Here is a 26042-nt window from a genome sequence, read left to right as displayed (position 1 = left end):
ATAAGCCTGTGGGCGCGTGCGTTCAAGACTGCGGCCATTGAAAGTAACCATCGCCGTTCGCGCTTAAATGGCAAAAACGATATTTGCCGTGTGGCGTGCGCCAGGTTCACGTTCGCTCGCGCGGATACGGCGACGCGATCCGATGTGATGCGTCAGATCGCTGCCGCCTTCAGACGCAGCGGCTTTGCTTCGCGCTCCGGGCATTCCTGCTGGATATGCTTGCCCGCGTCGGGGTCGAGCATCTCGACCAGATAATCGACGAATGTCCGTACGGCAGGCACCATGCCCTGTCGCGACAGGAACACCGCGTACAGCTGCGGCGACGGCAGCGTCCAGCCCGGCATCACGGGCGACAGGCGTCCGCTGCGCAACGCGGCGCCATACATCATCTCCGGCAACGCCGCGATGCCGACGCCCGCGAGCGCCGCTTCCGTGATCATCATCAGATCGGCTGTCACGAGGCGCGGTTCGTGCTCGTGCGCGTGACGCGTGCCGTCGGGCGCGATCAGATTGAACACGTGGCGTCCGCCGCCCGTCGGCGTGTCGAGCGTCTCGAAACGGTTCAGATCGGCGGGTGCGAGCGGCGGCGCATTCTGACTCAGGAGGCTCGGCGCGCCGACCAGCATCTGTTGCGTGCGCCACAGCGGCCGCACGACGATATTCGCGTTCTCCGGTGGCTCGGAACGCACGCGCAACGCAACGTCGATCGAATCTTCGAACAGATCGACGACGCGGTTCGTCACGCGCATCACGACGCGCACCTCGGGATACCGATGCATGAATTCCGGCAGGATTTGCGACAGGATGGTCTGCGAGATAGTCACGGGCACGCTCACGCGCACCGTGCCGCGCGGCGACGAGCGCAGCTGCTGCACGACGTTGACGGCCGCCTGCGCCTCGGAAAGCATCGCCTGACAGTGCTGGTAGAACAATTGCCCTGCTTCCGTCAGCGCGAGCTTGCGCGTCGAGCGTTGCAGCAGACGCACGCCGAGCGACGCCTCCAGTTCCGTCAGGCGCCGCGACAGACGCGACTTCGAAATGCCGAGCACGCGCTCGGCGGCGGAAAATCCGCCATGCTCGACGACCTGCGAAAAGTACATCAGGTCGTTCAGGTTATGCGAATCGATCTTCATGTCATCGTTTCACTAGCAGAACAATCCATTGCGACAAGCCGCCTGTTTTAGCCAAAATCGGTCCATATAATAGCTGCATGTTTCAGAAATAACGCTATTCCCCATTTTTCGAGGTGACTTTGATGAGCGCGACCCGCACGATCGAACGCACGTACCCCTCCGTTCGCACGGTTGAAGGCGGCGGCTTCGTCGTCCACCGCCCGTTTCCGACACGCATGCTGATGGACTTCGATCCGTTTCTGCTGCTCGACGAAATGGGTCCCGTCGACTACGCGCCCGGCGAGGCGAAAGGCGCGCCCGATCACCCGCATCGCGGGTTCGAAACGGTGACGTACGTGCTCGAAGGCCAGTTCGGCCACAAGGACTCGGCGGGCCACTCGGGCACGCTGCGCGCGGGCGATGTCCAATGGATGACGGCCGGTTCCGGCGTCGTGCACAGCGAAATGCCGGACCCGTCGTTCGTCGCGACGGGCGGCCGCGTGCACGGTCTGCAACTGTGGGTGAACCTGCCGAAGCGCGACAAGATGATCGCGCCGCGTTATCAGGAGATGCCGTCGGCGGGCATTCCCGTCGCGACCTCCGACGACGGCAAGGTGCGCGTGAAGGTGATCGCCGGCGAGGCGCTCGGCGTGAAGGCCGCGATCGAAACGCGCACGCCCATTCTGTACCAGCATTTCACGCTGCAACCGGGCGCGCGCATCGTGCATCCCGTGCCGCGCGACTATCGCGTGTTCGCTTATGGGCTCTCGGGCAAGGGCTTCTACAGCGACGAGCAGCTCGAAATCGGAGCGCAGCAGATGATCGTATTCGACAACGACGGCGACACGGTGACGATGGCCGCCGGCGACGAGCCGCTCGACGTGCTGCTGTTCGGCGGCGTGCCGCTCAACGAGCCCGTCGTGCGCTATGGCCCGTTCGTGATGAATACGGAGGACGAAATCCGTCAGGCCGTCATCGACTATCAGGCGGGCCGCATGGGACAGATCACGCATTGAAGCGCCCTATTACCCCGAGGTTTCAGCTTTTCGCGCGGCGCGCCCTATCCGCCGTCCTGTCCGCCGTCCTGTCCGCGAATAGCCGCAAATTCGTTCACAATAGCAACCTGAGAAAAGCAACCTGAGCCGTGCGCCGCGTGATGCGCCGCGCGGCATCACCTTTCCCGTAAGGAGCGCGCATGGCAGACACGAAGGTCACGGCACACATCGGCTCGACGAATTATCAGGTCATGTTCGACGACGGCGCGCATACGTGGATCGCCGACGAACCCGAGTCGCTCGGCGGCGCCGATCGCGGCCCCACGCCGAACTCGCTGCTGCTGTCGAGCCTCGGCGCATGCACGTCGATTACGCTGAAGATGTATGCGCAGCGCAAAGGCTGGCCGCTCGAAGAAGTGCGCGTGACGCTGTCGATCCAGAAAGAAGGCAACGGCACGGCCATCGACCGCCAGATCGTGCTGACGGGCGACCTGTCTGACGAGCAGCAGGAACGGCTTCTGCAGATCGCCAATTCGTGTCCCGTGCACAAGATCCTCAGCAATCCGATTTCGATCCGTACGGGCCTGGCTGTTGCTTGACGCTATAAATCTTGGGCTTTAAGAGGAAGCTGCCGTCTTGAACTTCGAACATCTGATCCAGATTAACGATCCGCTGAATCCGCTCGTCGAATCGCTGACGCGCGAGCAACTGTGGGAAGGGCTCGTGCTGCGCGCCGAGCAGCCGCAGCTGTTCGTCATCGGCCTCGACAGTTGCTCGATCCTGTCGCGCACCGACAGCACGATGGAGCGCGAACTGCACTACGGCCAGGCGACCGTGCGCGATCGCGTAACGCTCACGCCGAAGGACAGCGTGCGTTACGACATCCTCGCAACGGCCGAATACGTCGGCGGTTCGCTGACGATGACGATCGAGCAGCCTGACGAGTTGCAGCTCTTTTTGCGCTTCGAGTACAAAACGAGCCTGCCGTCCGCCGACGACAACGGCGATCCCGACGCGCGTCAGACGGAAGAGATCGTGAAATCGGCGTATCGCGAGTCGGACATCGACACCGTCCGCCTGATCCGCCAATACGTCAGCGCGCGCAATACGCCTGACCAGCTGCATTAAATCCTGCGCGCCGCCGGACGCTCCGCGCGGCGCAATCCCCTGCCTATCGAAATATCGTGCCGATTGATTTCGCAGCCTTGTTAATGGGAATGGTTATCATTTAGAATCAATCCAACAAATCGACGAACCGATGGCAAGCATGACGAACACGACGCGCACTTCCACGCTCAGCCTGCGCCGCCCCGCGGCTACGGCGCTGACGACCGGCCGCCCGACGAAATCCGTCACGACGGTGTCCGCCGAACGCAGCAACGGCAGCGGCAGCAACGCCGCACAGGCCGCCGAGCCGACTGAGCGCGTATTGACCAGCGACGCGCTGCTTCAGGGACGCAGCCACGTGAGCATCGTGCATAACGGCGAGACGTATCAGCTGCGCGCGACGCGTTTGGGCAAGCTGATCCTGACCAAGTAACGATTGCAGTAGAACCGGGTATTGTGGGGACCACCTCTCCGAGAGGTGTTGGGCACTAGCCAGCCACGACGGCTTGCACGCGAGATCTAGACCCCTTCGTGCAGACACCAAGCCAGCCGTCTCAGCCAGCCAGGCCGCTTTTTTTTGGTTCTCACTGCGGATAGCACCGCAAAGCGCGCGCAGCGAAATCGCGCGACGTTCAAACGATATGAAGCCGTGTGGATGAAGACATCCGCACGGCTTTTGTCTTTGAAGGCCTGTCGCGCGGAATCGCGAGCCTCAGCCGACGACAGAAAAACGGGGTCAGCCGATCTCCAGCGCGGCGATCCCTGCGCGCGCGATCGCCGTATCCTGCTCCGATTTGACGCCCGATACGCCGATCGAGCCGACCGTCTCGCCGTCCACGACGATGGGCACGCCGCCCTCGACCATCGCGGTGATCGGCGCGCTCAGAAACGCCGTGCGGCCCTGTTTGATCACGTCTTCGTAGACCTTGGTTTCGCGGCGTCCGAGTACGGCCGTGCGCCCCTTCGCGGTCGCCATTTCGACCGTGCCCGGCGCGGCGCCGTCCATCCGGTGCAAATGGAGCAGATGACCGCCATCGTCGAGGATGGCGATCGTCACGATCCAGTGATTGGCGACCGCGTGCGCCTCGGCGGCGGCCGCCATTTTCTTGACGTCTTCGTCGGTCAGTACGGGTTTGGTTCTCACAGGCTGCCTCGCTGGAAAACGCGGTGGAAAACGCGGCGCGCCTTCAGTGCGTCCAGCCCCAGAACATCAGCCACCACGCACTATCGACGACCGCCAATGCCGCCATGAACCATACCATCGCGAGCCCGCGCTGCAAAATGTGCGCGGTGTAGCGGCGCGTCACGAGCCACGCGAGCCACGCGCTCCACGCGTTCGCGATCACAAGAATCGCGATGCGCAGATCCGAAGCCCAGTCGATCGGCACATGCTCGGCCTTCAGCAGCGACAGCGTCGTCGCCGAGAGCCCGAGGAACACGCCCGTGCCCGCAATCGGAATCAGCGCCTGCGCGAGATGATGCAGGCGCGTCGTATCGAAGCGGCCCAGCGTGCGCGTCGCGCCCGCCAGCAGCGCGAGCAGCGCCGTGCCATAGAAGGCGCCCGTCGCAAGGATGTAGCCGATGATCATCCCGCCATCGAGCCACGAGAAAACGTCGTTTTGCTCCGGATAGTGCGTGAACACGAACCACGGCGCATTCGTGTCGAGCGGCCACATGATGTCGTGATCGATGAGCCACGTCGCGAGCGTCTGCTTGATATCGATGAACCACGGAGAGCCCGTCCAGTGGAACGCGCCGATCGCGATGCCGAGCAGGCCATACAGGATCAGCGCCGTGTCCCAGGCGCTCGCCTGCTTGTCGCCGAGATCGACCACTTCCGACGACGGCTTGCGCCATGTCAGCGCGATCGCGTCGCGGTGCCCACTGCAACGGCCGCACATATGGCACGGCGACGCACCCTTCATGTTGCGCAACGGCACGAGCGGAGCGCAGTTGATGGGTATCACGCGATGACCGTGCTCGCCCTGCTTGTAAGAGCGGCGCCACGCGTCTTCATCGACCTTGTAGTGAAACGGCGCGAGGCGCGCCAGAAGCGAAAAGACCCCGTTCACGGGGCACAGGTATTTGCACCAGACGCGCTTCTCACGGCCATAAAGCAAGCCGATGACCATCGCGCCCAACGTGGACCCGCCGAGCACCAGCAAAACCGCTTTCGGATACTGGTAGACGCTGACCATCTGGCCGTAGATCGTCGTCAGGCCAAATGCGACGAATGGCCAGCCGCCCCAGCGCATCCAGTGCGGAATCGCCCGGCCTCGTCCGTATTTGCTCGCGAACTCCGACAGCGCGCCTTCGGGGCACAGCACGCCGCACCAGACGCGTCCGAGCATCACCATCGACAGCAGCACGAACGGCCACCAGATGCCCCAGAAAACGAACTGCGCGGCGAGCGTCAGGTTGCTCCACAGATGCGCGGAGTCGCCCGGCAGTTCGGTGAACGCGGGCACCAGAATCAGAAACGCGTAGACGCCAACGACGACCCACTGAATGCCGCGGATGACAGCGCCGTGGCGCTGCATCCAGTGGCCGACTTCCGCAAGCCGGCTACTGCGATTCGCAACGACACTGCTCATGCCGCGCGCCCCGCGGGTTGCCGCGCCGGACCGCGCTTCGCACGGCGCAGCAGCAGCCAGACGACAGCCCAGTACAGCGCGTACGTGATCAGGTTCATCAACGCCGGATGAGCTCGATAGCCGGTGAGCGTCGCGACGAGCGAGCCGAACGTGCCGGAGTCGTCGAGGATCATCGACGTGTTCCACAGCCGGTCAACGATGGTCGGCAGGATTTCCTTGTCGATCAGCTTGTCGACGCCCGTCTGGAACAGGCCCGCGCCGAGAAATAGCAGCATGATTTCCGTGATGCGGAAAAAGAGCCGCCACGAAAAGATCTTGCCGCCCAGCTGCAGCACGTAGAACGTGATGAGCGCGAGGCCGAGGCCGACGATCACGGCAATCACCTGACTCGCGTCCACATGGCCCGACTGGCCGAAGCCGAGACCGTACAGGAAGATCACCGTTTCGCTACCCTCACGCGCGATCGCGAGCGCGACGAGCACGGCGATGCCCCACCAGCTCGCGTCCTGCGTGCTCTTCTTGAGCGACTGTTCCATGTCCCGCTTGAGCGTGCGTCCGTGCGACTTCATCCACAGCACCATCTGCACGATCAGCACGCACGCGATCAGCACCATAGCGGTCTGAAAATAGTCCTGCGCATCGCCCGACAACACCTCGGTGAACCCGACCAGCGCCGCGCCCAGGCCGATCGCGGCCAGCACGCCGGCCGCCACGCCCGCCCACAGATACGGCAGACCATGACGCGCCTGCTCGTCACCATTCTTCAACCACGCGTACAGAATCCCGACGACGAGCAGCGCCTCGACGCTCTCCCGCCAAACGATGAACACTACCTGACCCATCGAAACCTCCAACTGCTTCAGTGGACGCCGCGCGCCCGTGTTACGGCTCGTGCTGCCGCGACGACGTCACTTGGCGACGATCACGCCCTGAGCCTGTTGATGGAAATCGTCAAAAAACTTGTACGTACCGGGATCGAGCGGGGCGATCACGACGACCGATTCGGCGCCCGGCGCTAGCACCTTCTCTTTGCGCAACTCGACGCTCTCGAATTCCGCCGCGCCTTTACCCGTGTTCTTCACTTCGATTCTGATGCGCTTGCCGGCGGGCACTTCGATACGCGCCGGATTCAGCTTGCCGTCCGTCATTTCCAGCTTGAACGTCACGGCCTCGTCGGCGTGCGCCAGCCCGATGAACGATGCCGCCAAGGCCAGAACGGCGATCTTCTTGTTGACTCTCATGCACCCTTCCTGGAAATGCGGCGCGCTCTAACGCGCCGCTTGCTTCATTGGAGATCGCGATGCGATCGACGGCGATCAGTAACCGCCCTTCTTGCCGATGCCTGCAAATGCGAAATCGTATTCGATCGTGAACGGCTTGAACCACGGGCCGACGCCCGTTTCCTTGTCGACGTGACGGCCGAACGCCATATGGCCCGTCTGCATCGGCGGTTCGACGATCAGCTTCAGGTGATACTTGCCCGGGCCGGCGAGCTTGACGTTGTCGCCGTAGTGCGGACCGTCGTCGGCGACCATCGGCATCAGATCGCCCTTCTGGTCATAGCTCGAGCCCGACTTGGTCAGTTCGTAGCGCACTTGCAGATAAGGCATCCAGTCGCCTTCTGCGAAACCAGTCGGATTCTTCTTGGCCGCGTGGATGTCCGCCTCGAGGTGGACGTCGGAATCCGATGCCTTACGCATCATGCCTTCTGGATCCATCGTGATCGGCTGGAGATACACGGCGCCGATTTCCATGCCGCCCTGGATTTGCTGCTTGCCGATCGGATACTCAGCGGCCGACGCCGACATCGCGGCAACGGCAGCGAGGACAGCAACCCCGCTGCTCAGAATTGACGAAACGCGCATTGAAACTCCTTTGTTTTTTTAGGCTGAAGCAAGGAAAAGCTGAAAACGGAAAACGCGCGTCGAAGAGGTTTCGCATGCGCATTGCTTTACGTCTCTTTCGCCAATTTTTCGATACCGCCGACGCAAGTGCGAAAGCAGTAACGAACGGTAATGCGAACCATTCTCAATACATGAGTCAGTGTATCACTGTTCATGTCGAAGAACAAATGCGAATGCGTGGAAAGCCTTGCTGCAACAGGGTCTTACGGGGAGCTTAAAGCGCCGTTTTCGGAATGATGCAGTCGTTGCGATCCGGCGAGCGGACGGGCGCGGACGCGAAGCGCCGCACCCAGGTCATGTGTGCGTCTTAAAGGACACCGTCGAAACCTAATCCGTGCCCGTCAGGTGATCGCCGACGTTCGCGCCGAACACCCGCTGGCGCAACAGGGCAATCTCGTCGCGCACCCGAGCCGCCTTTTCGAATTCGAGATTCTTCGCGTGCTCCATCATCTGTTTCTCGAGCCGCTTCAGCTCCTTCGCGACCTGCTTCTCGGACATGTCTTCGAACTTCGCACGGACTTGCTGCTCCTTCAATTCCGCGCGAGCCTCGTCGACGTTGTAGACGCCGTCGATAATGTCCTTGATCCGCTTCACGACGCCGCGCGGCACGATTCCCATCTTCTCGTTGAACGCGATCTGCTTCGCGCGCCGCCGCTCGGTTTCGTCGATCGCGCGCTTCATCGAATCAGTAATCCTGTCCGCGTAGAGAATGGCCTTGCCGTTCACGTTGCGCGCGGCGCGGCCGATCGTCTGAATCAGCGAGCGCTCGGCGCGCAGGAAGCCTTCCTTGTCCGCGTCGAGAATCGCAACTAGCGAAACTTCGGGAATATCCAGTCCTTCGCGCAGCAGATTGATCCCGACTAACACATCGAACGTGCCCAGCCGCAAGTCGCGAATGATTTCGACACGCTCGACGGTATCGATGTCGCTGTGCAGATAGCGCACCTTCACGCCGTGATCGGCGAGAAACTCCGTCAGTTGCTCGGCCATGCGCTTGGTCAGCACGGTGACGAGCACGCGGTCGCCCGCGGCCACGCGCTCGTTGATCTCGGCCAGCACGTCGTCGACTTGCGTGCGCGCCGGCCGCACGTTGATTTCCGGATCGACGAGGCCCGTCGGGCGCACGACCTGCTCGGCCACCTGCCCCGACGTCTTTTTCTCATAGTCGGCGGGCGTCGCCGATACATACACGACCTGGCGCATCTTGCGCTCGAACTCGTTGAACTTGAGCGGCCGATTGTCGAGCGCGGACGGCAGCCGGAAGCCGTAGTCGACGAGATTTTCCTTGCGCGCGCGGTCGCCGTTATACATGCCGTTCAACTGGCCGATCAGCACGTGCGATTCGTCGAGGAACATGATCGCGTCGGTCGGCAGATAGTCGACGAGCGTCGGCGGCGGCTCGCCAGGCGCGGCGCCCGAGAAATGCCGCGAGTAGTTCTCGATGCCTTTGCAGAAGCCCAGTTCCTGCAGCATTTCCAGATCGAAGCGCGTGCGTTGCTCGAGCCGTTGCGCTTCGACGAGCTTGCCGTCGTTGTAGAAGAACTCGAGCCGGCTTCGAAGTTCGGACTTGATCGTCTCAACGGCACGCATCACAGTCTCACGCGGCGTCACGTAGTGCGACGACGGATACACAGTGAAGCGCAGAATCTTCTGACGCACGCGGCCCGTGAGCGGATCGAACAATTGAAGCGTGTCGATTTCGTCGTCGAACAGTTCGACGCGCACTGCCATTTCCGCATGTTCGGCAGGAAAAATATCGATCGTGTCGCCGCGCACTCGGAACGAACCGCGCTGGAAATCGGCCTCATTGCGGTTGTACTGCATCGCAATCAGACGCGCGATGATGTCACGCTGACCGATCTTGTCGCCGGTGCGCAGCGTCAGAATCATCTGGTGATATTCCGACGGATTACCGATACCGTAGATCGCCGACACCGTCGCGACGATCACGACGTCGCGACGCTCCATCAGGCTCTTCGTCGCCGACAGACGCATCTGCTCGATGTGCTCGTTGACCGACGAGTCCTTTTCGATGAAGAGGTCGCGTTGCGGCACATACGCTTCCGGCTGGTAGTAGTCGTAGTACGAGACGAAGTACTCGACGGCATTGCGCGGAAAAAACTCGCGAAACTCAGCGTACAGCTGCGCAGCGAGCGTCTTGTTGGGCGCGAAGACGATGGCCGGCCGGCCGAGACGCGCGATCGTGTTCGCCATCGTGTACGTCTTGCCGGAGCCCGTCACGCCGAGCAGCGTCTGGAACGACAGACCGTCCTCGACGCCTTCGACGAGCGTGTCGATCGCTGTCGGCTGGTCACCGGCGGGCGGATACGGCTGATAGAGTCTGAACGGCGAGTCCTCGAACGTCACGAATTTCGATTCGTCGAGAGCGTCGTTGACTTCACTCAGATGATGTTCGGACATGGAAGCGGCACCTCGGCCCCGGAGCAAACGACTATTCTAGCGTTTTGCGAACGGTCGGGCCGACGGCGCACTTCGCGTCTGAAACCGTGCCCGGTCACCCGCGCCGTTGCGCCAGAAATCGCGTGTTGGCCGCCAAAAAACATCGCCAGATCGCTGTTTTCATTGCAAATTAATCCGCCTGCCAACGCGCCGGGCGCGAAAAACCCCGGTGAGATTCGTTACAATGGCACGTTCGCGCCCGCGGCTGTCGTCGAATGCGTGATCGGGACCCGAGCATGGCTCTCATCGCAAGTTCCGAACCTGGCCGCCTCAGGCCGCATGCCGTTCCTAGCAGCATCGGAAGTCCTTCCTCTTTTCACTACTGCCGAATCATCATGTCTCTGTTCTCCGCCGTCGAACTTGCTCCCCGCGACCCGATTCTGGGCCTGAACGAAGCCTTCAATGCCGACACGCGCACCACCAAGGTCAATCTGGGCGTTGGCGTGTACACCAACGAAGAAGGCAAGATTCCTCTGCTGCGCGCCGTCCGCGAAGCAGAAAAGGCGCGCGTTGAAGCCGCGCTGCCGCGCGGCTATCTGCCCATCGAAGGCATCGCCGTCTATGACGCAGCGGTGCAAAAGCTGCTGCTCGGCAACGATTCGCCGCTGATCGCCGCCGGCCGCGTCGTGACGGCGCAGGCGCTGGGCGGCACGGGCGCGCTGAAGATCGGTGCGGACTTCCTGAAGCGCCTCAATCCGGTGTCGAAGGTTGCGATCAGCGATCCGAGCTGGGAAAACCACCGTGCGCTTTTCGAAAGCGCTGGCTTCGAAGTCGTGTCGTACCCGTACTACGACGCGAAGACGCATGGCGTGAACTTCGAAGGCATGCTGTCGGCGCTCAACAGCTATGCGCCGGGCACGATCGTCGTGCTGCACGCGTGCTGCCACAACCCGACGGGCGTCGATCTCTCCGTCGACCAGTGGCGTCAGGTGGTCGAAGTCGTGAAGGCACGCGAACTGGTGCCGTTCCTCGACATCGCCTATCAGGGCTTCGGCGACGGCATCGACGCCGACGCGGCTGCCGTGCGCCTCTTCGCGCAGTCGGAGCTGAACGTGTTCGTGTCGTCATCGTTCTCGAAGTCGTTCTCGCTGTACGGCGAACGCGTCGGCGCACTGTCGATCATCACGGGCAGCAAGGAAGAAGCATCGCGCGTGCTGTCACAGCTCAAGCGCGTGATCCGCACGAACTATTCGAACCCGCCGACGCATGGCGGCGCCGTCGTCGCAGCGGTGCTTGCTTCGCCGGAACTGCGCGCAACGTGGGAAACGGAACTGGGCGAAATGCGCGACCGCATCCGCGCGATGCGCAATGGCCTCGTCGAGCGTCTGAAGGCGGCGGGCATCGACCGCGACTTCAGCTTCGTCAACGCACAACGCGGCATGTTCTCGTACTCGGGTCTCACGGCGCCCCAAGTCGACCGCCTGCGCGAAGAGTTCGGCATCTACGCCGTCAGCACGGGCCGTATCTGCGTGGCCGCGCTGAACACGCGCAATCTGGACGTCGTGGCCAACGCGGTTGCTGCCGTCCTGAAGTAAGTCGTAGAGAGAGACGGGGCGACGCGCCGTCTCTTCTCGCATGGCGGTTAACGCTGCCAGTCAAAAGGCGCTCCACGTGAGCGCCTTTTTCGTGTCGTGCCCACTCATCCTCATGCCGACTCGCAATCGCGTGTCAACGCGACGGCAAACGCGCATTCAATGCCACACGTCAACGCCAGGCGTCGAACACTGCGCTCAACGTGAATCGCGATGAATGTCGTGCGTGACGAAGCTCGCCTCGTTATCCGGCATATCGAGCCAGCCCGGTTGCGCAAGCGAGTTGCGGATATCGTCCAGACCGCTTTCCCAATGCTGATGCATCGTCGACAGGCCGAACTGGTAATCCTTGTAATGCCCTTCGTATTCCTTGTCCCGGTAGATCAGGTGAATGATGTTGTAGCGTTTCGAGCAGGCAAGTTGCTCCGCGAGCTTGCACCACGGATCGTCGCGATGCTCGGGCGACACGCGGTCGAGCACTTCGCGCAGTACATGCCGAAAGCGCTGCGAATGTTGCATCGTGTCCGTGACGAAGCGAGTCCGGCTCGAATACTGAATGTCTTTGACACGCCCCTGCACGTCGGTGATGTTGTCGGGCACGGGGCCGATCGCGCTCCACAGATCGACCTGAAAGGCGAGCGTATCGCGGCGTGGGCTTGCCTGCGCCACCTCGGCGAGCGGCGTATTCGACATCAGTCCGCCGTCCCAGTAGTACTCGCCATCGATCTCGACGGCGCCGAAGCCCGGCGGCAACGCACCCGACGCCATGAAATGCTCGGGCTTCAACGTCGTATGCGTGTTGTCGAAGTAGGCGAAGTTGCCCGTGTGCACGTTCACCGCACCGACCGACACGCGCATCTCTTTCGAGTTGATCCGGTCGAAATCGCATAGCAGCTCGAGCGTCGCCTTGAGGGGCGTCGTGTCGTAGTAGCTCGCGTTTTGCGGTGGCACCGACACGGCCGGCAACGGCGGCGGAAAGCGCGGCGTGAAGAAACCCTTCTGCCCGTCGACGAGCGCGCCTACAGCCTGCATCGCCGTGAACATCTTGCGTACTGCGTCGTTCGAGTTGAAGAGCGCGTGTTCGATGGACGGCGGCACAGGCGGACCGTAGGCCGGCTGGCAGATCGTCTCCCAGAACTCGTGCAGCTTTTCGACGCGATGCTTGGGCGCATTGCCCGCGATGATCGCCGTGTTCAACGCGCCGATCGAAATGCCCGCGAGCCAGTTAGGCAAAATACCGGCCTCGTCGAGCCCCTGGTAGACGCCCGCCTGATACGCGCCGAGCGCGCCCCCGCCCTGCAGCACCAGCGCGACAGTTTCGTACTGCGGCAGCTCGATGTGATGACTGGCGCGAACGCCGGACGACACGCCCACCCGTTCGCCCTCTTCCGCACCGGCGCCGCCGGCGCGCTCCCGCTTCACGCTGCGTTGTGATTCGCGTTGCGCCATCATCACCCTCCGTTGTTATTGCATGTACCAGCCGTGACTCACGATGAACGATTGCCCCGTGAGCGCAGCCGTCGGGAATGCCGACAGGAACAGGACCGTCTGAGCGACGTCCTCGACGGTCGTGAATACGCCGTCCACCGTGCCGCCCAGCATCACGCGCTTGACCACTTCTTCCTCGCTGATACCCAGTTCTTTGGCCTGCTCCGGAATCTGCTTGTCGACGAGCGGCGTGCGCACAAAACCCGGACATACGACATGCGAGCGCACGTTATGTTTCGCGCCTTCCTTGGCGAGCACGCGCGCAAGACCGAGCAGCGCGTGCTTGGCCGTCACGTAGGCGGACTTCAGCGGCGACGCTTCGTGCGAGTGCACCGAGCCCATGTAGATCACGACGCCGCCGCGATCGTCCTTGTACATGTGCTTAAGCGCGGCCTTCGTCGTGAGGAACGCGCCGTCGACGTGGATCGCCTGCATCTTCTTCCAGTCGGAGAACGAGTAGTTCTCGATCGGGTTGACGATCTGAATGCCTGCGTTCGAGATCAGGATATCCACCGAGCCCAGTTCGGCCGCGACCTTGTCGATGCCCTGATTGACTGCATCTTCGCTCGTCACGTCCATCGCGACGCCGAGCGCCTTGCCGCCTGCCTTCCTGATTTCTTCGGCGACGGCGTTTGCGCCGTCCTGGTTCAGGTCCGCGATAGCGACGGCCGCGCCCGCCGCCGACAGCGTCAACGCGATCTGCTTGCCGATGCCGCTCGCCGCGCCCGTGACGACGGCGACCTTGCCTTTCAGACTCTCATTCGATGACGACATCCAGAACCTCCATGCAGTTGATTGAGCGATGAGACCATGGCGCGCAGATAGCGTGAAGCTGGCTGAACGGCATATGCCGTTCGGTCGATTGCTGCACTGCGGCCGACTTCGCTATTGTGCATGAACCGAAGCGAATGAAACACCAAAGGCACGTCTCGCGGAATCGGATTAATGTGATGTTCCTGCGACGATACTTACAAGGAGATCTGGATGAACTACCGACGTCTCGGCCGTTCCGGCCTGCAGGTCAGCGAGCTGTCGATCGGCTCATGGGTGACTTACGGCAATCAGGTGGACCGGCGCGCCGCGCGGGAATCGCTGGCGGCTGCGCGCGACGCGGGCGTCAATTTCTTCGACAACGCCGAAGTCTATGCGGGCGGACGATCGGAAGAGATCATGGGCGAGGCGCTGAAGGAGCTGAGCTGGCCGCGCGTGAGCTACATCGTCTCCACAAAGTTTTTCTGGGGGCTCAACGAAGCGCCCAATCAGTATCACACGCTCAATCGCAAGTACCTGCTCAACGCGATCGACGGCTCGCTGAAGCGCCTGCAACTCGATTATGTCGATCTCGTTTTCTGTCATCGTCCCGACCCGCACACGCCCATCGACGAGACGGTATGGGCAATGAGCGATATGATCGCGCGCGGCAAGGCGCTGTACTGGGGCACGTCCGAATGGAGCGCCGACGAAATTCGCGCGGCCCATGAAATCGCCGAGCGCCATCATCTGTACAAACCGGTGATGGAGCAGCCGCAATACAACCTGTTTCACCGCAAGCGCGTCGAATACGAATATCGACGGCTCTATGAGGACATCGGCCTCGGTCTCACGACGTGGAGCCCACTTGCTTCCGGACTGCTCACGGGCAAGTATCGTAACGGCGTGCCATCCGGCAGCCGTGCGGAACTGCAAGGCTACGACTGGCTGCGCAAGGAAGTCACCGACGCTCGCAGGAACAGCATCGTCGGCCAGCTCGGCGAAGTCGCGGACGAACTGGGCTGCACGGTGGGGCAGCTTGCGCTTGCATGGGTCCTGACGAATCCGAACGTCAGCACGGTCATCACGGGCGCATCGCGCGTCGAGCAGATCCTGGAAAACATGAAGGCACAAGATGTCGCCGAGCAGATCACGTCGGAGATCAAGTTCAACATTGAAGCGATTGTCGGCGACGAATACGACTAGGCTTTCGAAGGGGCGCGGGTCGGACATGGATCGAGCGCCGATCGGGTACCCGTCGATCCGCTCATGCGTTCGGCCGGAACGGCGTACCGCCGGCGTTGTCCACGCTGCTCGCTCGCTTGCCTCGTTCGCTTACCTCATTCACGTACAATACGCGACCGCATAACCCGCCAGCCTCTTCTAGCGCTCCTCATCGCCATGCTCAGTTATCGCCACGCTTTTCACGCAGGCAACCACGCCGACGTCCTGAAACACGCAGTCGTCGTGCAACTGCTGCGCTATCTCGGACAGAAGGACAAGGCGTACTGGTATATCGACACGCACGCTGGCGCAGGTGTGTATTCGCTGAAAGAAGGGTACGCGACCAAGACTGCGGAGTTCGAAACGGGTATCGCGAAGCTGTGGAATCGCAAGGACTTGCCGCCCGTGATTGCGGAGTATGTCGATGAAGTATCCGCGCTGAATGCCGACGGCGAGTTGCGTTTCTATCCGGGCTCGCCCTATCTCGCGTGGCGGCTGATGCGCGAACAGGACCGCATGCGCCTGTTCGAATTGCATAGCACCGAAATCGACGTGCTGCGCCACAACTTCCGCGATGCCGGCCGGCGCGCGATGCTGTTCGATGGCGACGGCTTCGATGGCATCAAGACGCTGCTGCCGCCCGCGCCACGCCGCGCGCTCGTGCTCGTCGATCCGTCCTATGAGGACAAGCGCGATTACGCGCGCACGCTGACATGCGTCGAAGAAAGTCTGAAGCGCTTTGCGACGGGAACGTATGCGGTCTGGTATCCGCAAGTCGCGCGTCCGGAGTCGCAGCGCTTCCCGGACCAGCTGAAACGGCTACAGGACAAGAACTGGCTGCATGTGTCGCTGACGGTCAGCAGCCCGCCCAGCGATGGTTTCGGACTCTTCGGCAGCGGCATGTTCATTCTGAATCCGCCCTACACGTTGCCGAAGATGATGAAGGAAACGCTGCTGTGGCTCGTCGATGCGCTCGGTCAAGATAAGGCCGCGCAGTTCAAAATCGAACATCGCGGCGACTGAGCCACAGCGGGCCGAACGCGGACTCGGCCTCAGCGAAACCAGCAAAGCAGGCGCGCGCGTCAGCGAAGAAGCCGACACGTAAGACGCCGCCTCCTCGCAACGCCGGAACTACTTGGTTTGCTCGTCCGCCTTCCGCGCGAAGTCGTTCGTATAAGTCGCCTTCAGGTCGATCTTCGACGCGTCGAGCCGCGTATCGAACGATGAAAGCGCGCGCAAGGCCGTCGGCGGCCCGTCCGCGGGCATCAGGCCATCCGGCGAATAGGCTTCGCGGACGTTATGAAAGGCATCGATATACAGCGCCTTGTCGTTGAGCAGATAAGCGGGTGGCACCATCTTCACAATGTCGGCGTCGCTGGCCGTCTGAAGCCAGCGGTCCGCGCGCACGATCGCGTTGGCCAGCGCCTGCGTCGTCTTCGGATATTTCTGGATGAAGCTATCCGGTGCATAGAGCGTCGCCGCGGGCATCGTCCCGCCGAATACCTCCTGCGTACCCTTCACGGTGCGGGTATCGACCAGCACTTTGATGTCGCCCGAACGCTGCAGTTTGGTCATCATCGGATCGACGTTCGATAGCGCGTCTACCTGTCCGTTGCTCACGGCGGAAATCACCGTCGCACCGCTGCCGACACCGATCACCGAGATATCGCTGCGCTGCACTCCTGCCTTGCGCAGCGCGACCGTCAGCACGAGGTCGGTCGACGAACCCGGCGCGCTCACGCCGACCTTCGCGCCTTTGAAATCGGCCAGAGTCTTCAGCGTGCCGGCCTTCTCTTTCGTCACCGCCACGGCGATCTGCGGCGCGCGGCCCATCAGCACGAACGCGCGATAGTGCTGGCCTTTCGCCTGCATGAAGATCGTGTGTTCGTAGGCGCCCGCGCCGACATCCGCGCTGCCGCCAACCACGGCTTCAAGCGCCTTCGATCCGCCCGCGAAGTCCTCGAGCGTCACGTCGAGGCCTTCGTCCTTGAAAAAGCCCAGTTGCTGCGCAGTCAGCACGGGAAGGTAGTAGAGGCCCGGCAAGCCTCCGACGGCCATCGTGAGCTTCGGCTTCTCGGGCGTCTCCTTCGCGATAGCGGGATACGTCGCGAGCGCGAGCAGCGCTGCACATGCGCCCATGGCACGCAGGAACCAGAGGTTAGGCATTCGTCGTCTCCTGTCTTTTTCGAGTTGTTCGTCTCGCTGCGTCGAACGCGTTAAACGTGTGTGCCGCGAGCGATGATTGCGCAACGATTGTCGTCGGATGATCCGGCGCGCGCCATGCGCCGAAACCCGAATCACGGGTGATCATGTCGCGCGCGAAAGCACGAATCGTTGTGCGGAGCGAACCGGCCGATCTATTGCGAACGAGGCGCGGGTCGTGGATGCGGCTGAGGCAGCGGATACGGCGCTGGCGCACCGCCCGGCACCTGGATATACGGCGCGACGATATATGGCGTCGAACCGTTGTTGTACGGCAATTCTTCGGGCGGCGCGATCGGTTGGGCTTCGACGATGCGTCTCGTCGAAAGCGGTCCCGTTTGAAGTATGGTGCCGCTCTGGCCGTCGCTGATGCCGCTCTGGGTATCGAGAAGCAGCGGCGGACGGCCAGCCGGCGAGGCGGCAAACACCGCCGATGCCGCCCCCAGCAGCACGACGATCGCTGCGGACCGCAGCAGAAACATCGAATGGTCTGAAAACATGAGCGCCCCGGTTGATTGTAGGAAGCCGGTTATCGCAAAAACATCCTACATTACCGCGACGTCGGCGGTCCGGCTAGTCGTCGAAGCCGCCGCGCGCGATCCGCCGGCGCCAGATGCGACAAAGCCCCGCGTGGCGGGGCTTCCGTATCGCGTTGGGCTCGCGGCGAACAGCGTGCCGCGCAAGCCGGTGCGATCGACTTACAGCGAGTAGCCGTTGGTTTCGAGCGAGCGAATACGCTGCTCGAGCTGAACGATATCCGACGACGCTGCGAGATAAGCCTCACGGCGGCTACGTTCAGCAGTTTCAAACCAGCTGCTCAGCTTTTCGACCAGAAACGCAATCATGATGAACTCCAAGGATCAGTTAAGAATCCCCGGTGGGTTGGACATCAGGGATTTCACGTAGAAGGGTTAACCCGCATTATAACGAACTGGTGCAACCGTGCCAGTGAATTGCCCGAATGATGTGCATTCCATTTTGGAATGGTGCGTCTTAATTTCTCGGGCAACTCTTTGATTTGCGGCCAATTTTTTGAGATTGATCGCGAAATCAGCTGGAATAGGCCTCTCAGCGGCACCAATTCGGTGCAATCGTGAGTGAATGAGCACAACATAGCGTCGATGTTTTTCAATGGCTGTGACAATCGGGCACGGCGGTCATCGGTTCAGTGGCCGCGAGGCCTTCGATGATTGGGCAATCCGGCCGGTCATCGCCATGGCAATGTTCGGCCAAATGCGCCAGGGTGTCGCGCATCTCGGTCAATTCGGCGATGCGGTGGTTGAGTTCGGCGACGTGCTCCAGCGCGATCGATTTCACTTCCGCACTCGTGCGCGTCCGGTCCTGCCACAACGCCAGCAGCCTGCGGATGTCCCCGACTGCAAAGCCCAGCCGCCGCGCCTGGCGGATGAAGCGCAGCGAATGCACTTCTTGCGCGCCGTAAATCCGATATCCCGCCGAGGTCCGCTGTTTCGCCGCGAGCAATCCGACGCTCTCGTAGTAGCGGATCATTTTCGCCGTCACGCCCGACGCGCGGGCCGCTTGACCGATATTCATCACCCGTTCCCCATTTTGCTTTCACGATATGTTGCACGATTCTTGACCTTCCCACGATGGGAAGGTCAATCACCTAGTTGCCGGTCGACAGGCATAATTCAATGGTTGCAGGACTGACAAGCCAAAAGGAAAAGGCATGAGCATCGAATTCAAGGTAGAAGGCATGAGCTGTCAGCATTGCGTCGCGGCCGTTACGCGCGCCATCCAGGAACACGACGCGCACGCGCAGGTTCACGTCGATCTGCCTGCGGGCAAGATCGCCGTCCACTCGGGCGCATCCGTCGACACGCTCAAGGCCGCCATCGACGAAGCCGGCTACACGGTCGTCGCCGTCGACGGCCATTGACCCGGGGAACGCGGATGTTCAAGGTTGCCGTTATCGGCGCATCGGGTCTGTTGGGGCGGTCCGTTGTCGGAGAGCTCAGCCGGCAGCGCGACTGGCAACTCGTGCAGACGGCATTCAGCCACCCGAGTCCGCAAAGCATCAGGCTGGACATCCGTGATGCGGATGCCGTCACGCAGTTCCTCGAGCGCGAGCAACCCGATGCCATCGTGATCGCGGCAGCCGAGCGCCGGCCGGACGTGTGCGAGCAGGATCCGGCGCTCGCGCGCGCGTTGAATGTCGACGCCGTGCGGGCGATTGCGTCGGCGGCGCGGCAGCACGGCGCATGGGTGCTGTCCATTTCCACCGACTATGTGTTCGACGGCACGCAGCCGCCCTATCGCGAGGACGCGAGGCCGTCGCCGATCAACGCATATGGCCGCAGCAAGCTGGATGGCGAGCGGGCGCTCGCCGAATCGACCGACCTGGGCTGTGTGCTGCGCTTGCCGCTGCTGTTCGGGCCAATCGTGGGTTGGCACGAGTCGGCGGTGACGAGTCTCGTGCCCACGATCGCCGCGTCGGCAAGCGCGGCGCCCGACGCAAAGGCCGCCGTGATGGACGCGTGGGCGATCCGCTATCCGACGTATACGCCGGACGTGGCCGTCGTCGTGCGGCAGTTGCTGGAGCGGCACGCACGCGGCGAGACGGTGTGCGGCACGGCGCAGTGGTCCGGCGACGAACCGATGACGAAGTACGACATCGCGCAACGCCTCGCAGACGCGCTGCAAATCGACGCGCAACTCACGCCGCTGCACACGCCGGCCGACTCGACGCCGCGCCCGCACAACTGCCATCTGGACTCGTCGCGGCTCGAGGCGCTCGGCATCGGCCGGCGCACGCCATTCGATACGGCGATCCGCCAGGTGCTCGCCCAGTTTCCGTGGCGTGGTTAGCGGGGCATAAAACGGCGCGGACGATCAATGAAAGTCGCGGCTCGTCGATTGCAGCCCGCCCAGCAGATGCGACATATCGACGAGCCGTTGCGCCACGAGGTGCCGCACTTCGCCCTCGCATTGCCACGTGCCGTAGACGGCGAGCAGCGATGCGCCCAGCGCTTCCCTCCTCTGCTTCTCCAGCAGGCTCGGCCACACGATCACGTTGACGTTGCCCGTCTCGTCCTCGAGCGTCACGAACAACACGCCTTTCGCCGTGCCGGGCCGCTGCCGCACGGTGACGATCCCACATCCGCGCGCGAGACGTCCATTGCGATAGTTGCGCAACGTCGACGCGGGCATCAGGCGCTGCTCCAGCAGCACGGGCCGCAGCAGTTCCAGCGGATGACGGCCGAGCGTCAGCCCGACTGACCGGTAATCCGCGACGATGTCCTGCGCCTCCGACGGCGCACCCAGTTCGGGCGTGTCGTCCTGAACGGCGGCGGCGGACAGCATGTCCTTGTCGGGCACGGCGGCAACCGAATGCCACAACGCCTCGCGCCGGTTGCCCGCCAACGACGACAACGCATTCGCATCGGCGAGCACATGCAGGTCGTGCCGGTTGAGTTGCGCCCGGCGCGCGAGATCGTGGACGCTCCTGAACGGGCGCACCGCGCGCGCATTTTCGATGCGCTCCGCCGCGCCATCCTTCATGCCGCGCAACAGCGACAGCCCGAGGCGAACGGCGGGACGCGCGCTGCCCACCACGGTTTCGAGCGCAGAATCCCAGCCGCTGACGGTCACATCCGCGGGCAAGACGATCACGCCATGCCGCCGCGCGTCCTGCACGAGTTGCGACGGCGTATAGAAGCCCATCGGCTGGCTGTTGAGCATCGCGGCAAGAAACGCCTCGGGCTCGTGGCATTTCAGCCAGCTGCTCGTATAGACCAGCAGCGCGAAACTCGCCGCGTGGCTCTCCGGAAAACCATATTCGCCGAAGCCCTTGATCTGCTCGAAGATGCTCTCGGCGAAACTCTGCGGGTAGCCACGTTCCTGCATGCCGTTGACGATGCGGTCGTAGTATTTGATGAGGTCGCCCTTGCGCTTCCACGCGGCCATCGCGCGGCGCAACTGATCGGCTTCGCCCGGCGTGAACCCCGCCGCGATAATCGCGACCTGCATCACCTGCTCCTGGAAGATCGGCACGCCAAGCGTGCGCTCGAGCGCGACTTTCAGCTTGTCGTTCGGATAACTGACGGGTTCGAGTCTTTGCCGCCGCCGCAGATACGGATGCACCGCTCCGCCCTGAATCGGTCCCGGCCGCACGATCGCGACTTCGATCACGAGATCGTAGAACGTCTGCGGACGCAAACGCGGCAGCATGCTCATCTGCGCGCGCGATTCGATCTGAAACACGCCGATCGTATCGGCGCGCGAGATCATGTCGTAGGTCTTTTTGTTTTCCGGCGGAATATCCTGCATCTCGAAGCGTTCGCCGCGCCGCTCCGACACGAGATCCAGCGTGCGCCGGATCGCCGACAGCATGCCGAGCGCGAGCACATCGACTTTCAGCAGGCCAAGCGATTCGAGATCGTCCTTGTCCCATTCGATCACCGAGCGATCGGCCATCGCCGCATTCTCGACGGGCACGAGCCGCGTGAGCTTGCCGCGGCTGATCACGAAGCCGCCCGAATGCTGCGACAGATGGCGCGGAAAATTGAGCAGTTGCGATGCGAGCCGCGCCCACGCCTGGATCAGCGGCTTCTCCGGGTTCAGCCCCGACTCCTCGAAGCGCTTGAGCAGGTCGTGGCTCGTATCGAACCAGTGATGCGACTTCGCGACGGTATCGACGATCTGCGGATCGATGCCGAGCGCCTTACCCGTCTCGCGCAACGCGCCGCGCGGCCGGTACGTCGACACGGCCGCCGCGATCGCCGCGCGGTCGCGTCCGTACTTGCGATAGATGTACTGGATCACTTCTTCGCGCCGCTGGTGTTCGAAGTCCACGTCGATGTCGGGCGGCTCGCCGCGTTCCTTCGAGATGAACCGCTCGAACAGCATGTTGCCGCGTGCCGGGTCCACCTCCGTCACGCCCAGGCAATAGCAGACAGCCGAGTTGGCCGCCGACCCGCGCCCCTGACACAGAATGTGCTGGCTGCGCGCGTAACGCACGATGTCGTAGACGGTCAGAAAATACGGCTCGTATTTGAGGTCCACGATCAGCGCGAGTTCGTGCTCGATCTGCTCCTGCACGTTGTGCGGAATGCCCGAAGGAAAACGCCGCTGCGCGCCGAAATACGTTTCCTGACGCAGGTATTGCGTCGGCGTATAGCCTTCGGGCACGAGTTCGTCGGGATATTCGTAGCGCAGTTCGTCGAGTGAAAACGTGCAGCGCGACAACACGCTGATCGTTTCGCGCAACGTATGCTCGGGATACAGATTCGCGATGCGCAGACGCGAGCGCAAATGTTGTTCTGCATTCGGCGCAAGCTCGTAGCCGCATTCGTGCACCGGCCTGCCGACGCGAATCGCTGTCATCGTGTCCTGCAGCGGCTTGCGCGAGCGCACATGCATCACGACATGACCCAATGCAACGACGGGCACGCTCTGCTTGCCCGCGACATATTCGAGCGCGCCGCGATGAATGTCGTCCATCGCACGCTGATGCAGCACGAGCCCGACCCATGCGCGGCCGGGAAACGTCTCGTCGAGCCATTCGATCTGCGCTTCGAGCGCCTCTTCGTCCGCGGGAAAGTCGGGAACGAGGATCGCGAGGCAATCGGGCATGCCGCGCAGATGCGTATTCTCGCGATCGGGCCGCGACAGATCGTGCGGCGTGAGGCGATATTCGCCCTTCGGCGCGCGCGTGCGCGCGAGCGTGATCAGCTCCGACAGATTGCCGTAGCCTTCGCGATTCTGCGCGAGCAGAATCAGGCCGAACGCGGGCGTGCCATCGGCATTGCGCAACCGGAAATACGACCCGATGACGAGCGGCAAGCCCACTTCCTTCGCCGCGACATGCGCGCGCACGACACCCGCGAGCGAGCATTCGTCGGTGATGGCGAGCCCCGAATAACCAAGCTGAAACGCGCGTTCGGCGAGTTCTTCCGCATGCGACGCGCCATGCAGGAACGTGAAGTTCGAAAAGCAGAACAGCTCGGCGTAGGCCGGCAACGCATTGAGTGTGGTGTCCATCGCGCGTCATCCGAACAGGCCGTGCAGGAACCAGCGCGGCTCCTCTTCGGCATCGCGGCTGCTGATGCGCTCGCGATAAACCCAGTAGCAACTGCGGTCTTCGCCTTGCATGACGAAGTAATCGCGTGTGACGAATGCGCCGTCGAACCAGCCCGCTTCGATCCGCTCGCCCGGCGACACCATCTTCAGCGGCGAGCCGTAAAACGGCCGGTGCTGACGCATCAGCAGGCGCACGGGCGTCGCCAGCATCCATGTCGGACGCGGCAGGCTCTTCGGCAATTGCATCTTTTTTTCCGCGTGGTTCACGGGCACCCAGCGGTTCGCGACTTCCGGCCGGTAGTCGGCCGTCGGCGCGGGACGCAACACGTTTTCGTCGCCGAGACGCGCAACCAGCAGCTCGATCAGCCGCGCGTGATCCGCCGGCGAGCCGCCCGGCTCGGGAAAGAGCTGATCGGTGGCGGGCGCGGCCGCATCGACCTTCGACGCATCGAGCCGCACCGCGATAGCCGGGGCATCCAATGTGAGGCGATGCAGCCGCTCCTTCACGAGGCGCAGCAGATGGTCTTCGCGCCAGGCGGCCTCGCCCAGTGCGATGTCGATCGACGTCGGCGCGATGGCTTCGCGCCCGCGCTCATGCTCGAACGACAGCGTGATCGCCGTCACCGCCAGTTGCTTCGCGCACAGCCAGCCGCACAACTGCACGATCAGACGATGCGCGGCAAACACGGCGCCATCCGCATGCTCCAGACGATCGGGCAATTCGAGGCGCGCGCTGAACGTGGGCGGCAGCTCGAGCCAGTCGAACAGTTCCGGCGCGGTGCCGAACGCGCGGTCGAGCGAATCCAGCAGATGCTCGCCGCAGCGCCGCTGCAGACCGGCACGCGGCAGACGGCGCACATCGGCAATCCATTCGCAGCCCAAACCGCCGAACCAGTCGGCAAACGGACGAATCTCCGGCACGGCGAGCATCGGCAGCGGTGCGAGCACGCGCTCGAGCGACGCGAGTTGCAGCACGCGTCGGTTGCCGTGTTTCGCCAGAAGCCACGCGCCCTGCCCCGTCGGCGCGGCGCTGATGCGCGCCGTCAAGCCGAGCGCATCGAGAACCGCCTTCGCCTGCCGGCATAGCGACAGCAGCCCGCCGAAAAGCCGCACGCTCGCGCCGACTTCGACGAGCACCGTCGCTTCGTCGAGCAACGCGACATCGGGCGAAAACTTCATCAGCGCCACGCCGGCTTCGCGCTGCGCCGCGTTTTCACGTGCGATGTCGCGCTCGTATAGAGCCGTTTCCGGCGACAGCGTCAGCACGCCACCGCGTTTCATGCCCAATCGCACGCCGGCTGCGCGGGCCGCGCTGTCGGCAATCGCGACCTTGTCCTTCTCCAGAACCGCGCTGCCGTGCACCGGCTCAGGCGACCACCTCGGTCGGAAGACTTCGAGCGGCAATTTCGGCAGATGGACGGCGAGAAAAACGCGCATGGCGGGAAAACAGAACAGGAGTGGGTTGAAGAGGAATCGACAGAGGCTCCGCGCGTGTTGGACCTCGTCGCTTTACGATGTCGACCATCAGACCGTCGGCCGAGGGGCGTAACGCCAGCCGCAGTAATGCCGGCGATGAGTCCTGAGCCGAGGCGAGCGGCCGGACCATGATGAAGAGCGTCTCCGACGACTGCGCAGCCAGATGAAGACGCCGCAGCGACGACGCCTGCGCATGCTGCGCCCACAGGATCAGCGCACCGCAACTGCCGGCACGCAGGATCTGTTCGGCGGCCCAGAAGGCGTCGGCGCTTTTGGGGGCTTTGATCTGCAGCAGCCTGTCGAGCGGGAGCCCGATGTGATTGAGGCCTAGCCCATCCGGTATATGAGGCGGCTGAACGAGAGCAATGGGCCGCTCGCCCAGTGAACTCAATGCCGGCCGCAACAGCCGCATCTCGCCGACACCCGGCACCTGGACCAGCAAATCGACAAGCGCGCCGATGGGCCAGCCACCGCCGGGCAACTCCGTCGATAACGCGGGATAGCCGGTGTCGAGCGTGCGCCGCCCGCCGCGCGCGAGCTGCGAGGCTCGCCATAGCGACGGATGAATCTCTTCGGCACGGGTAGCGGGGGCTGACATCGACGTAGGAAAATGCCTGTATATTTATACAGTATCCTACACGGAAAATTGCGGGATGAATCGTGCCCCTTTTTTGGTTTTGGTTTGCTTTTCTTCTGAATTAAATGCTATGTCTGATTGGGTTTTTCTGTGCTTTAAAGCTTTTAAAAGCGCAGCAATGACGGTTATTGTGCGTCCGGATTGGAATATCTGGATTGCTGGATTGGGACTTGTGACGGATTTCCGGTAATGAACATCAGATGCTTGCGCGGATGATCGATTTTGATGAGCAGCGTTGCCGCAGGTCATTGCCCGCGACGTCGCGTTGCTGGGTGAGACGGGATGCCAGAGTGTGATCAGCGATGCGCTGCGTGCGGATGACGGGGACGTTGCGGCCCCGCAGACGAAGCATTGAGGAGAGTTGGTGTTCGGTTAGTGCGCCTGGGTGCTGGTTGACCTTACCCCGCCGAGTACACCATTCGTAAGTTAGTGAGCTCGTCGGTTTTCGGTTGATGCAGTTGCCGGAATTGGTCCGGCACCAGTTGCCCCAGGGCACTATGCGGGCGCACCGAGTTGTAG

General features: G+C 62.6%; 26 protein-coding genes. 10 read left to right on the top strand and 16 right to left on the bottom strand.

What is annotated here, in order from left to right:
- Positions 1 to 152: 152 nt before the first annotated feature.
- Positions 153 to 1133: a LysR family transcriptional regulator gene (locus AB4Y32_RS30220; RefSeq protein WP_368724838.1), complete on the bottom strand. Its 981-nt coding sequence runs from the start codon at positions 1131 to 1133 to the stop codon at positions 153 to 155.
- Between the two features lie 122 nt (positions 1134 to 1255).
- Here AB4Y32_RS30220 and AB4Y32_RS30215 point away from each other — a divergent pair, with 122 nt between their 5' ends.
- The 4 genes from AB4Y32_RS30215 to hemP all read left to right on the top strand — a co-directional run bounded on the left by AB4Y32_RS30215 (position 1256) and on the right by hemP (position 3647).
- Positions 1256 to 2128, top strand: coding sequence for a pirin family protein (locus AB4Y32_RS30215; RefSeq protein WP_368724837.1), 873 nt, complete (start codon positions 1256 to 1258; stop codon positions 2126 to 2128).
- A 179-nt stretch (positions 2129 to 2307) separates the two neighbouring features.
- The gene (locus tag AB4Y32_RS30210; protein ID WP_368724836.1) at positions 2308 to 2706 is read left to right on the top strand and encodes an OsmC family protein; all 399 of its coding nucleotides are present in this window, start codon (positions 2308 to 2310) and stop codon (positions 2704 to 2706) included.
- A gap of 37 nt (positions 2707 to 2743) precedes the next feature.
- On the top strand, positions 2744 to 3235 hold the full coding sequence (locus tag AB4Y32_RS30205; RefSeq protein WP_368724835.1) for an SRPBCC family protein: 492 nt from the start codon (positions 2744 to 2746) through the stop codon (positions 3233 to 3235).
- A 139-nt stretch (positions 3236 to 3374) separates the two neighbouring features.
- Positions 3375 to 3647, top strand: a complete 273-nt coding sequence (gene hemP / locus AB4Y32_RS30200; protein WP_368724834.1) for a hemin uptake protein HemP — start codon at positions 3375 to 3377, stop codon at positions 3645 to 3647.
- A gap of 303 nt (positions 3648 to 3950) precedes the next feature.
- Here hemP and AB4Y32_RS30195 read toward each other — a convergent pair whose 3' ends face one another.
- The 6 genes from AB4Y32_RS30195 to uvrB all read right to left on the bottom strand — a co-directional run bounded on the left by AB4Y32_RS30195 (position 3951) and on the right by uvrB (position 10133).
- On the bottom strand, positions 3951 to 4358 hold the full coding sequence (locus AB4Y32_RS30195) for a heme-binding protein (protein WP_368724833.1): 408 nt from the start codon (positions 4356 to 4358) through the stop codon (positions 3951 to 3953).
- 43 nt (positions 4359 to 4401) lie between these two features.
- Positions 4402 to 5808, bottom strand: coding sequence for a 4Fe-4S binding protein (locus tag AB4Y32_RS30190; RefSeq protein WP_368724832.1), 1407 nt, complete (start codon positions 5806 to 5808; stop codon positions 4402 to 4404).
- Positions 5805 to 6650, bottom strand: coding sequence for an FTR1 family protein (locus AB4Y32_RS30185; RefSeq protein ID WP_368724831.1), 846 nt, complete (start codon positions 6648 to 6650; stop codon positions 5805 to 5807). Before AB4Y32_RS30185 ends, AB4Y32_RS30190 begins: the two co-directional genes overlap by 4 nt.
- 66 nt (positions 6651 to 6716) lie before the next feature.
- Positions 6717 to 7049, bottom strand: a complete 333-nt coding sequence (locus AB4Y32_RS30180; RefSeq protein WP_342941101.1) for a cupredoxin domain-containing protein — start codon at positions 7047 to 7049, stop codon at positions 6717 to 6719.
- Positions 7050 to 7124: 75 nt separating this feature from the next.
- Complete coding sequence (locus AB4Y32_RS30175; RefSeq protein WP_368724830.1) at positions 7125 to 7673, bottom strand: iron transporter; 549 nt, start codon at positions 7671 to 7673, stop codon at positions 7125 to 7127.
- 366 nt (positions 7674 to 8039) lie between these two features.
- Positions 8040 to 10133 carry an excinuclease ABC subunit UvrB gene (uvrB, locus tag AB4Y32_RS30170; RefSeq protein ID WP_368724829.1) on the bottom strand — a complete coding sequence of 698 codons (2094 nt, stop codon included), beginning with the start codon at positions 10131 to 10133 and terminating at the stop codon, positions 8040 to 8042.
- 374 nt (positions 10134 to 10507) lie between these two features.
- Here uvrB and AB4Y32_RS30165 point away from each other — a divergent pair, with 374 nt between their 5' ends.
- Positions 10508 to 11707, top strand: a complete 1200-nt coding sequence (locus AB4Y32_RS30165; protein ID WP_368724828.1) for an amino acid aminotransferase — start codon at positions 10508 to 10510, stop codon at positions 11705 to 11707.
- A gap of 195 nt (positions 11708 to 11902) precedes the next feature.
- Here the strand turns inward: AB4Y32_RS30165 and AB4Y32_RS30160 are convergent, their stop codons facing one another.
- The gene (locus AB4Y32_RS30160) at positions 11903 to 13153 is read right to left on the bottom strand and encodes a DUF3734 domain-containing protein (RefSeq protein WP_368724898.1); all 1251 of its coding nucleotides are present in this window, start codon (positions 13151 to 13153) and stop codon (positions 11903 to 11905) included.
- Positions 13154 to 13168: 15 nt separating this feature from the next.
- On the bottom strand, positions 13169 to 13966 hold the full coding sequence (locus AB4Y32_RS30155) for a 3-hydroxybutyrate dehydrogenase (protein ID WP_368724827.1): 798 nt from the start codon (positions 13964 to 13966) through the stop codon (positions 13169 to 13171).
- A gap of 210 nt (positions 13967 to 14176) precedes the next feature.
- Here AB4Y32_RS30155 and AB4Y32_RS30150 point away from each other — a divergent pair, with 210 nt between their 5' ends.
- The gene (locus tag AB4Y32_RS30150) at positions 14177 to 15148 is read left to right on the top strand and encodes a potassium channel beta subunit family protein (protein WP_368724826.1); all 972 of its coding nucleotides are present in this window, start codon (positions 14177 to 14179) and stop codon (positions 15146 to 15148) included.
- Positions 15149 to 15343: 195 nt separating this feature from the next.
- Positions 15344 to 16189, top strand: coding sequence for a 23S rRNA (adenine(2030)-N(6))-methyltransferase RlmJ (locus AB4Y32_RS30145; RefSeq protein ID WP_368724825.1), 846 nt, complete (start codon positions 15344 to 15346; stop codon positions 16187 to 16189).
- 108 nt (positions 16190 to 16297) lie between these two features.
- Here AB4Y32_RS30145 and AB4Y32_RS30140 read toward each other — a convergent pair whose 3' ends face one another.
- The 4 genes from AB4Y32_RS30140 to cueR form a co-directional block, all read right to left on the bottom strand.
- Complete coding sequence (locus tag AB4Y32_RS30140) at positions 16298 to 17332, bottom strand: ABC transporter substrate-binding protein (RefSeq protein ID WP_368724824.1); 1035 nt, start codon at positions 17330 to 17332, stop codon at positions 16298 to 16300.
- A gap of 191 nt (positions 17333 to 17523) precedes the next feature.
- The gene (locus AB4Y32_RS30135) at positions 17524 to 17868 is read right to left on the bottom strand and encodes a hypothetical protein (protein ID WP_368724823.1); all 345 of its coding nucleotides are present in this window, start codon (positions 17866 to 17868) and stop codon (positions 17524 to 17526) included.
- A gap of 198 nt (positions 17869 to 18066) precedes the next feature.
- Positions 18067 to 18213: a DUF3563 family protein gene (locus AB4Y32_RS30130; RefSeq protein ID WP_368724822.1), complete on the bottom strand. Its 147-nt coding sequence runs from the start codon at positions 18211 to 18213 to the stop codon at positions 18067 to 18069.
- Between the two features lie 283 nt (positions 18214 to 18496).
- Positions 18497 to 18922: a Cu(I)-responsive transcriptional regulator gene (cueR, locus tag AB4Y32_RS30125; RefSeq protein WP_368724821.1), complete on the bottom strand. Its 426-nt coding sequence runs from the start codon at positions 18920 to 18922 to the stop codon at positions 18497 to 18499.
- A gap of 136 nt (positions 18923 to 19058) precedes the next feature.
- Here cueR and AB4Y32_RS30120 point away from each other — a divergent pair, with 136 nt between their 5' ends.
- Together AB4Y32_RS30120 and AB4Y32_RS30115 are read left to right on the top strand one after the other, a co-directional pair.
- The gene (locus AB4Y32_RS30120; RefSeq protein ID WP_368724820.1) at positions 19059 to 19268 is read left to right on the top strand and encodes a heavy-metal-associated domain-containing protein; all 210 of its coding nucleotides are present in this window, start codon (positions 19059 to 19061) and stop codon (positions 19266 to 19268) included.
- A gap of 14 nt (positions 19269 to 19282) precedes the next feature.
- On the top strand, positions 19283 to 20197 hold the full coding sequence (locus AB4Y32_RS30115) for a dTDP-4-dehydrorhamnose reductase family protein (RefSeq protein WP_368724819.1): 915 nt from the start codon (positions 19283 to 19285) through the stop codon (positions 20195 to 20197).
- Positions 20198 to 20221: 24 nt separating this feature from the next.
- Here the strand turns inward: AB4Y32_RS30115 and AB4Y32_RS30110 are convergent, their stop codons facing one another.
- From AB4Y32_RS30110 to imuA, 3 genes are read right to left on the bottom strand one after another with little or no spacing between them, the layout of a single operon-like run.
- Positions 20222 to 23371, bottom strand: a complete 3150-nt coding sequence (locus AB4Y32_RS30110; protein WP_368724818.1) for an error-prone DNA polymerase — start codon at positions 23369 to 23371, stop codon at positions 20222 to 20224.
- A gap of 6 nt (positions 23372 to 23377) precedes the next feature.
- Entirely contained in the window at positions 23378 to 24847 is a 1470-nt protein-coding gene (locus tag AB4Y32_RS30105; RefSeq protein ID WP_368724817.1) for a DNA polymerase Y family protein, read from the bottom strand.
- Positions 24777 to 25484 (bottom strand): translesion DNA synthesis-associated protein ImuA, encoded by a 708-nt coding sequence (imuA, locus tag AB4Y32_RS30100; protein ID WP_368724816.1) that lies wholly within the window; start codon positions 25482 to 25484, stop codon positions 24777 to 24779. The genes AB4Y32_RS30105 and imuA overlap by 71 nt, the downstream gene beginning before the upstream one ends.
- 55 nt (positions 25485 to 25539) lie before the next feature.
- Between imuA and AB4Y32_RS30095 the strand changes: the two genes are divergently transcribed.
- A complete protein-coding gene (locus AB4Y32_RS30095; RefSeq protein ID WP_368724815.1) occupies positions 25540 to 25713 on the top strand; it encodes a hypothetical protein in 174 nt (57 codons plus the stop codon).
- Positions 25714 to 26042: the final 329 nt, after the last annotated feature.

Source organism: Paraburkholderia phymatum, from assembly GCF_040965635.1.
Lineage (GTDB): Bacteria > Pseudomonadota > Gammaproteobacteria > Burkholderiales > Burkholderiaceae > Paraburkholderia > Paraburkholderia phymatum_B.
Note: the sequence above shows the minus strand (reverse complement) of the source record. Positions and strands in the feature narration are given on the sequence as shown.

Bases quoted from the DNA above. Each gene is read 5' to 3' on its own strand.
- AB4Y32_RS30115 (WP_368724819.1), top strand. From the start codon at position 19,283: ATGTTCAAGGTTGCCGTTATCGGCGCATCGGGTCTGTTGGGGCGGTCC.
- AB4Y32_RS30190 (WP_368724832.1), bottom strand. From the start codon at position 5,808: ATGAGCAGTGTCGTTGCGAATCGCAGTAGCCGGCTTGCGGAAGTCGGC.
- AB4Y32_RS30180 (WP_342941101.1), bottom strand. From the start codon at position 7,049: ATGAGAGTCAACAAGAAGATCGCCGTTCTGGCCTTGGCGGCATCGTTC.
- AB4Y32_RS30210 (WP_368724836.1), top strand. From the start codon at position 2,308: ATGGCAGACACGAAGGTCACGGCACACATCGGCTCGACGAATTATCAG.
- AB4Y32_RS30185 (WP_368724831.1), bottom strand. From the start codon at position 6,650: ATGGGTCAGGTAGTGTTCATCGTTTGGCGGGAGAGCGTCGAGGCGCTG.
- AB4Y32_RS30145 (WP_368724825.1), top strand. From the start codon at position 15,344: ATGCTCAGTTATCGCCACGCTTTTCACGCAGGCAACCACGCCGACGTC.
- imuA (WP_368724816.1), bottom strand. From the start codon at position 25,484: ATGTCAGCCCCCGCTACCCGTGCCGAAGAGATTCATCCGTCGCTATGG.
- hemP (WP_368724834.1), top strand. From the start codon at position 3,375: ATGACGAACACGACGCGCACTTCCACGCTCAGCCTGCGCCGCCCCGCG.
- AB4Y32_RS30215 (WP_368724837.1), top strand. From the start codon at position 1,256: ATGAGCGCGACCCGCACGATCGAACGCACGTACCCCTCCGTTCGCACG.
- AB4Y32_RS30150 (WP_368724826.1), top strand. From the start codon at position 14,177: ATGAACTACCGACGTCTCGGCCGTTCCGGCCTGCAGGTCAGCGAGCTG.
- AB4Y32_RS30135 (WP_368724823.1), bottom strand. From the start codon at position 17,868: ATGTTTTCAGACCATTCGATGTTTCTGCTGCGGTCCGCAGCGATCGTC.
- AB4Y32_RS30140 (WP_368724824.1), bottom strand. From the start codon at position 17,332: ATGCCTAACCTCTGGTTCCTGCGTGCCATGGGCGCATGTGCAGCGCTG.
- AB4Y32_RS30220 (WP_368724838.1), bottom strand. From the start codon at position 1,133: ATGAAGATCGATTCGCATAACCTGAACGACCTGATGTACTTTTCGCAG.
- AB4Y32_RS30160 (WP_368724898.1), bottom strand. From the start codon at position 13,153: ATGGCGCAACGCGAATCACAACGCAGCGTGAAGCGGGAGCGCGCCGGC.
- AB4Y32_RS30175 (WP_368724830.1), bottom strand. From the start codon at position 7,673: ATGCGCGTTTCGTCAATTCTGAGCAGCGGGGTTGCTGTCCTCGCTGCC.
- AB4Y32_RS30105 (WP_368724817.1), bottom strand. From the start codon at position 24,847: ATGCGCGTTTTTCTCGCCGTCCATCTGCCGAAATTGCCGCTCGAAGTC.
- AB4Y32_RS30120 (WP_368724820.1), top strand. From the start codon at position 19,059: ATGAGCATCGAATTCAAGGTAGAAGGCATGAGCTGTCAGCATTGCGTC.
- uvrB (WP_368724829.1), bottom strand. From the start codon at position 10,133: ATGTCCGAACATCATCTGAGTGAAGTCAACGACGCTCTCGACGAATCG.
- AB4Y32_RS30155 (WP_368724827.1), bottom strand. From the start codon at position 13,966: ATGTCGTCATCGAATGAGAGTCTGAAAGGCAAGGTCGCCGTCGTCACG.
- AB4Y32_RS30110 (WP_368724818.1), bottom strand. From the start codon at position 23,371: ATGGACACCACACTCAATGCGTTGCCGGCCTACGCCGAGCTGTTCTGC.
- cueR (WP_368724821.1), bottom strand. From the start codon at position 18,922: ATGAATATCGGTCAAGCGGCCCGCGCGTCGGGCGTGACGGCGAAAATG.
- AB4Y32_RS30130 (WP_368724822.1), bottom strand. From the start codon at position 18,213: ATGATTGCGTTTCTGGTCGAAAAGCTGAGCAGCTGGTTTGAAACTGCT.
- AB4Y32_RS30165 (WP_368724828.1), top strand. From the start codon at position 10,508: ATGTCTCTGTTCTCCGCCGTCGAACTTGCTCCCCGCGACCCGATTCTG.
- AB4Y32_RS30095 (WP_368724815.1), top strand. From the start codon at position 25,540: ATGAATCGTGCCCCTTTTTTGGTTTTGGTTTGCTTTTCTTCTGAATTA.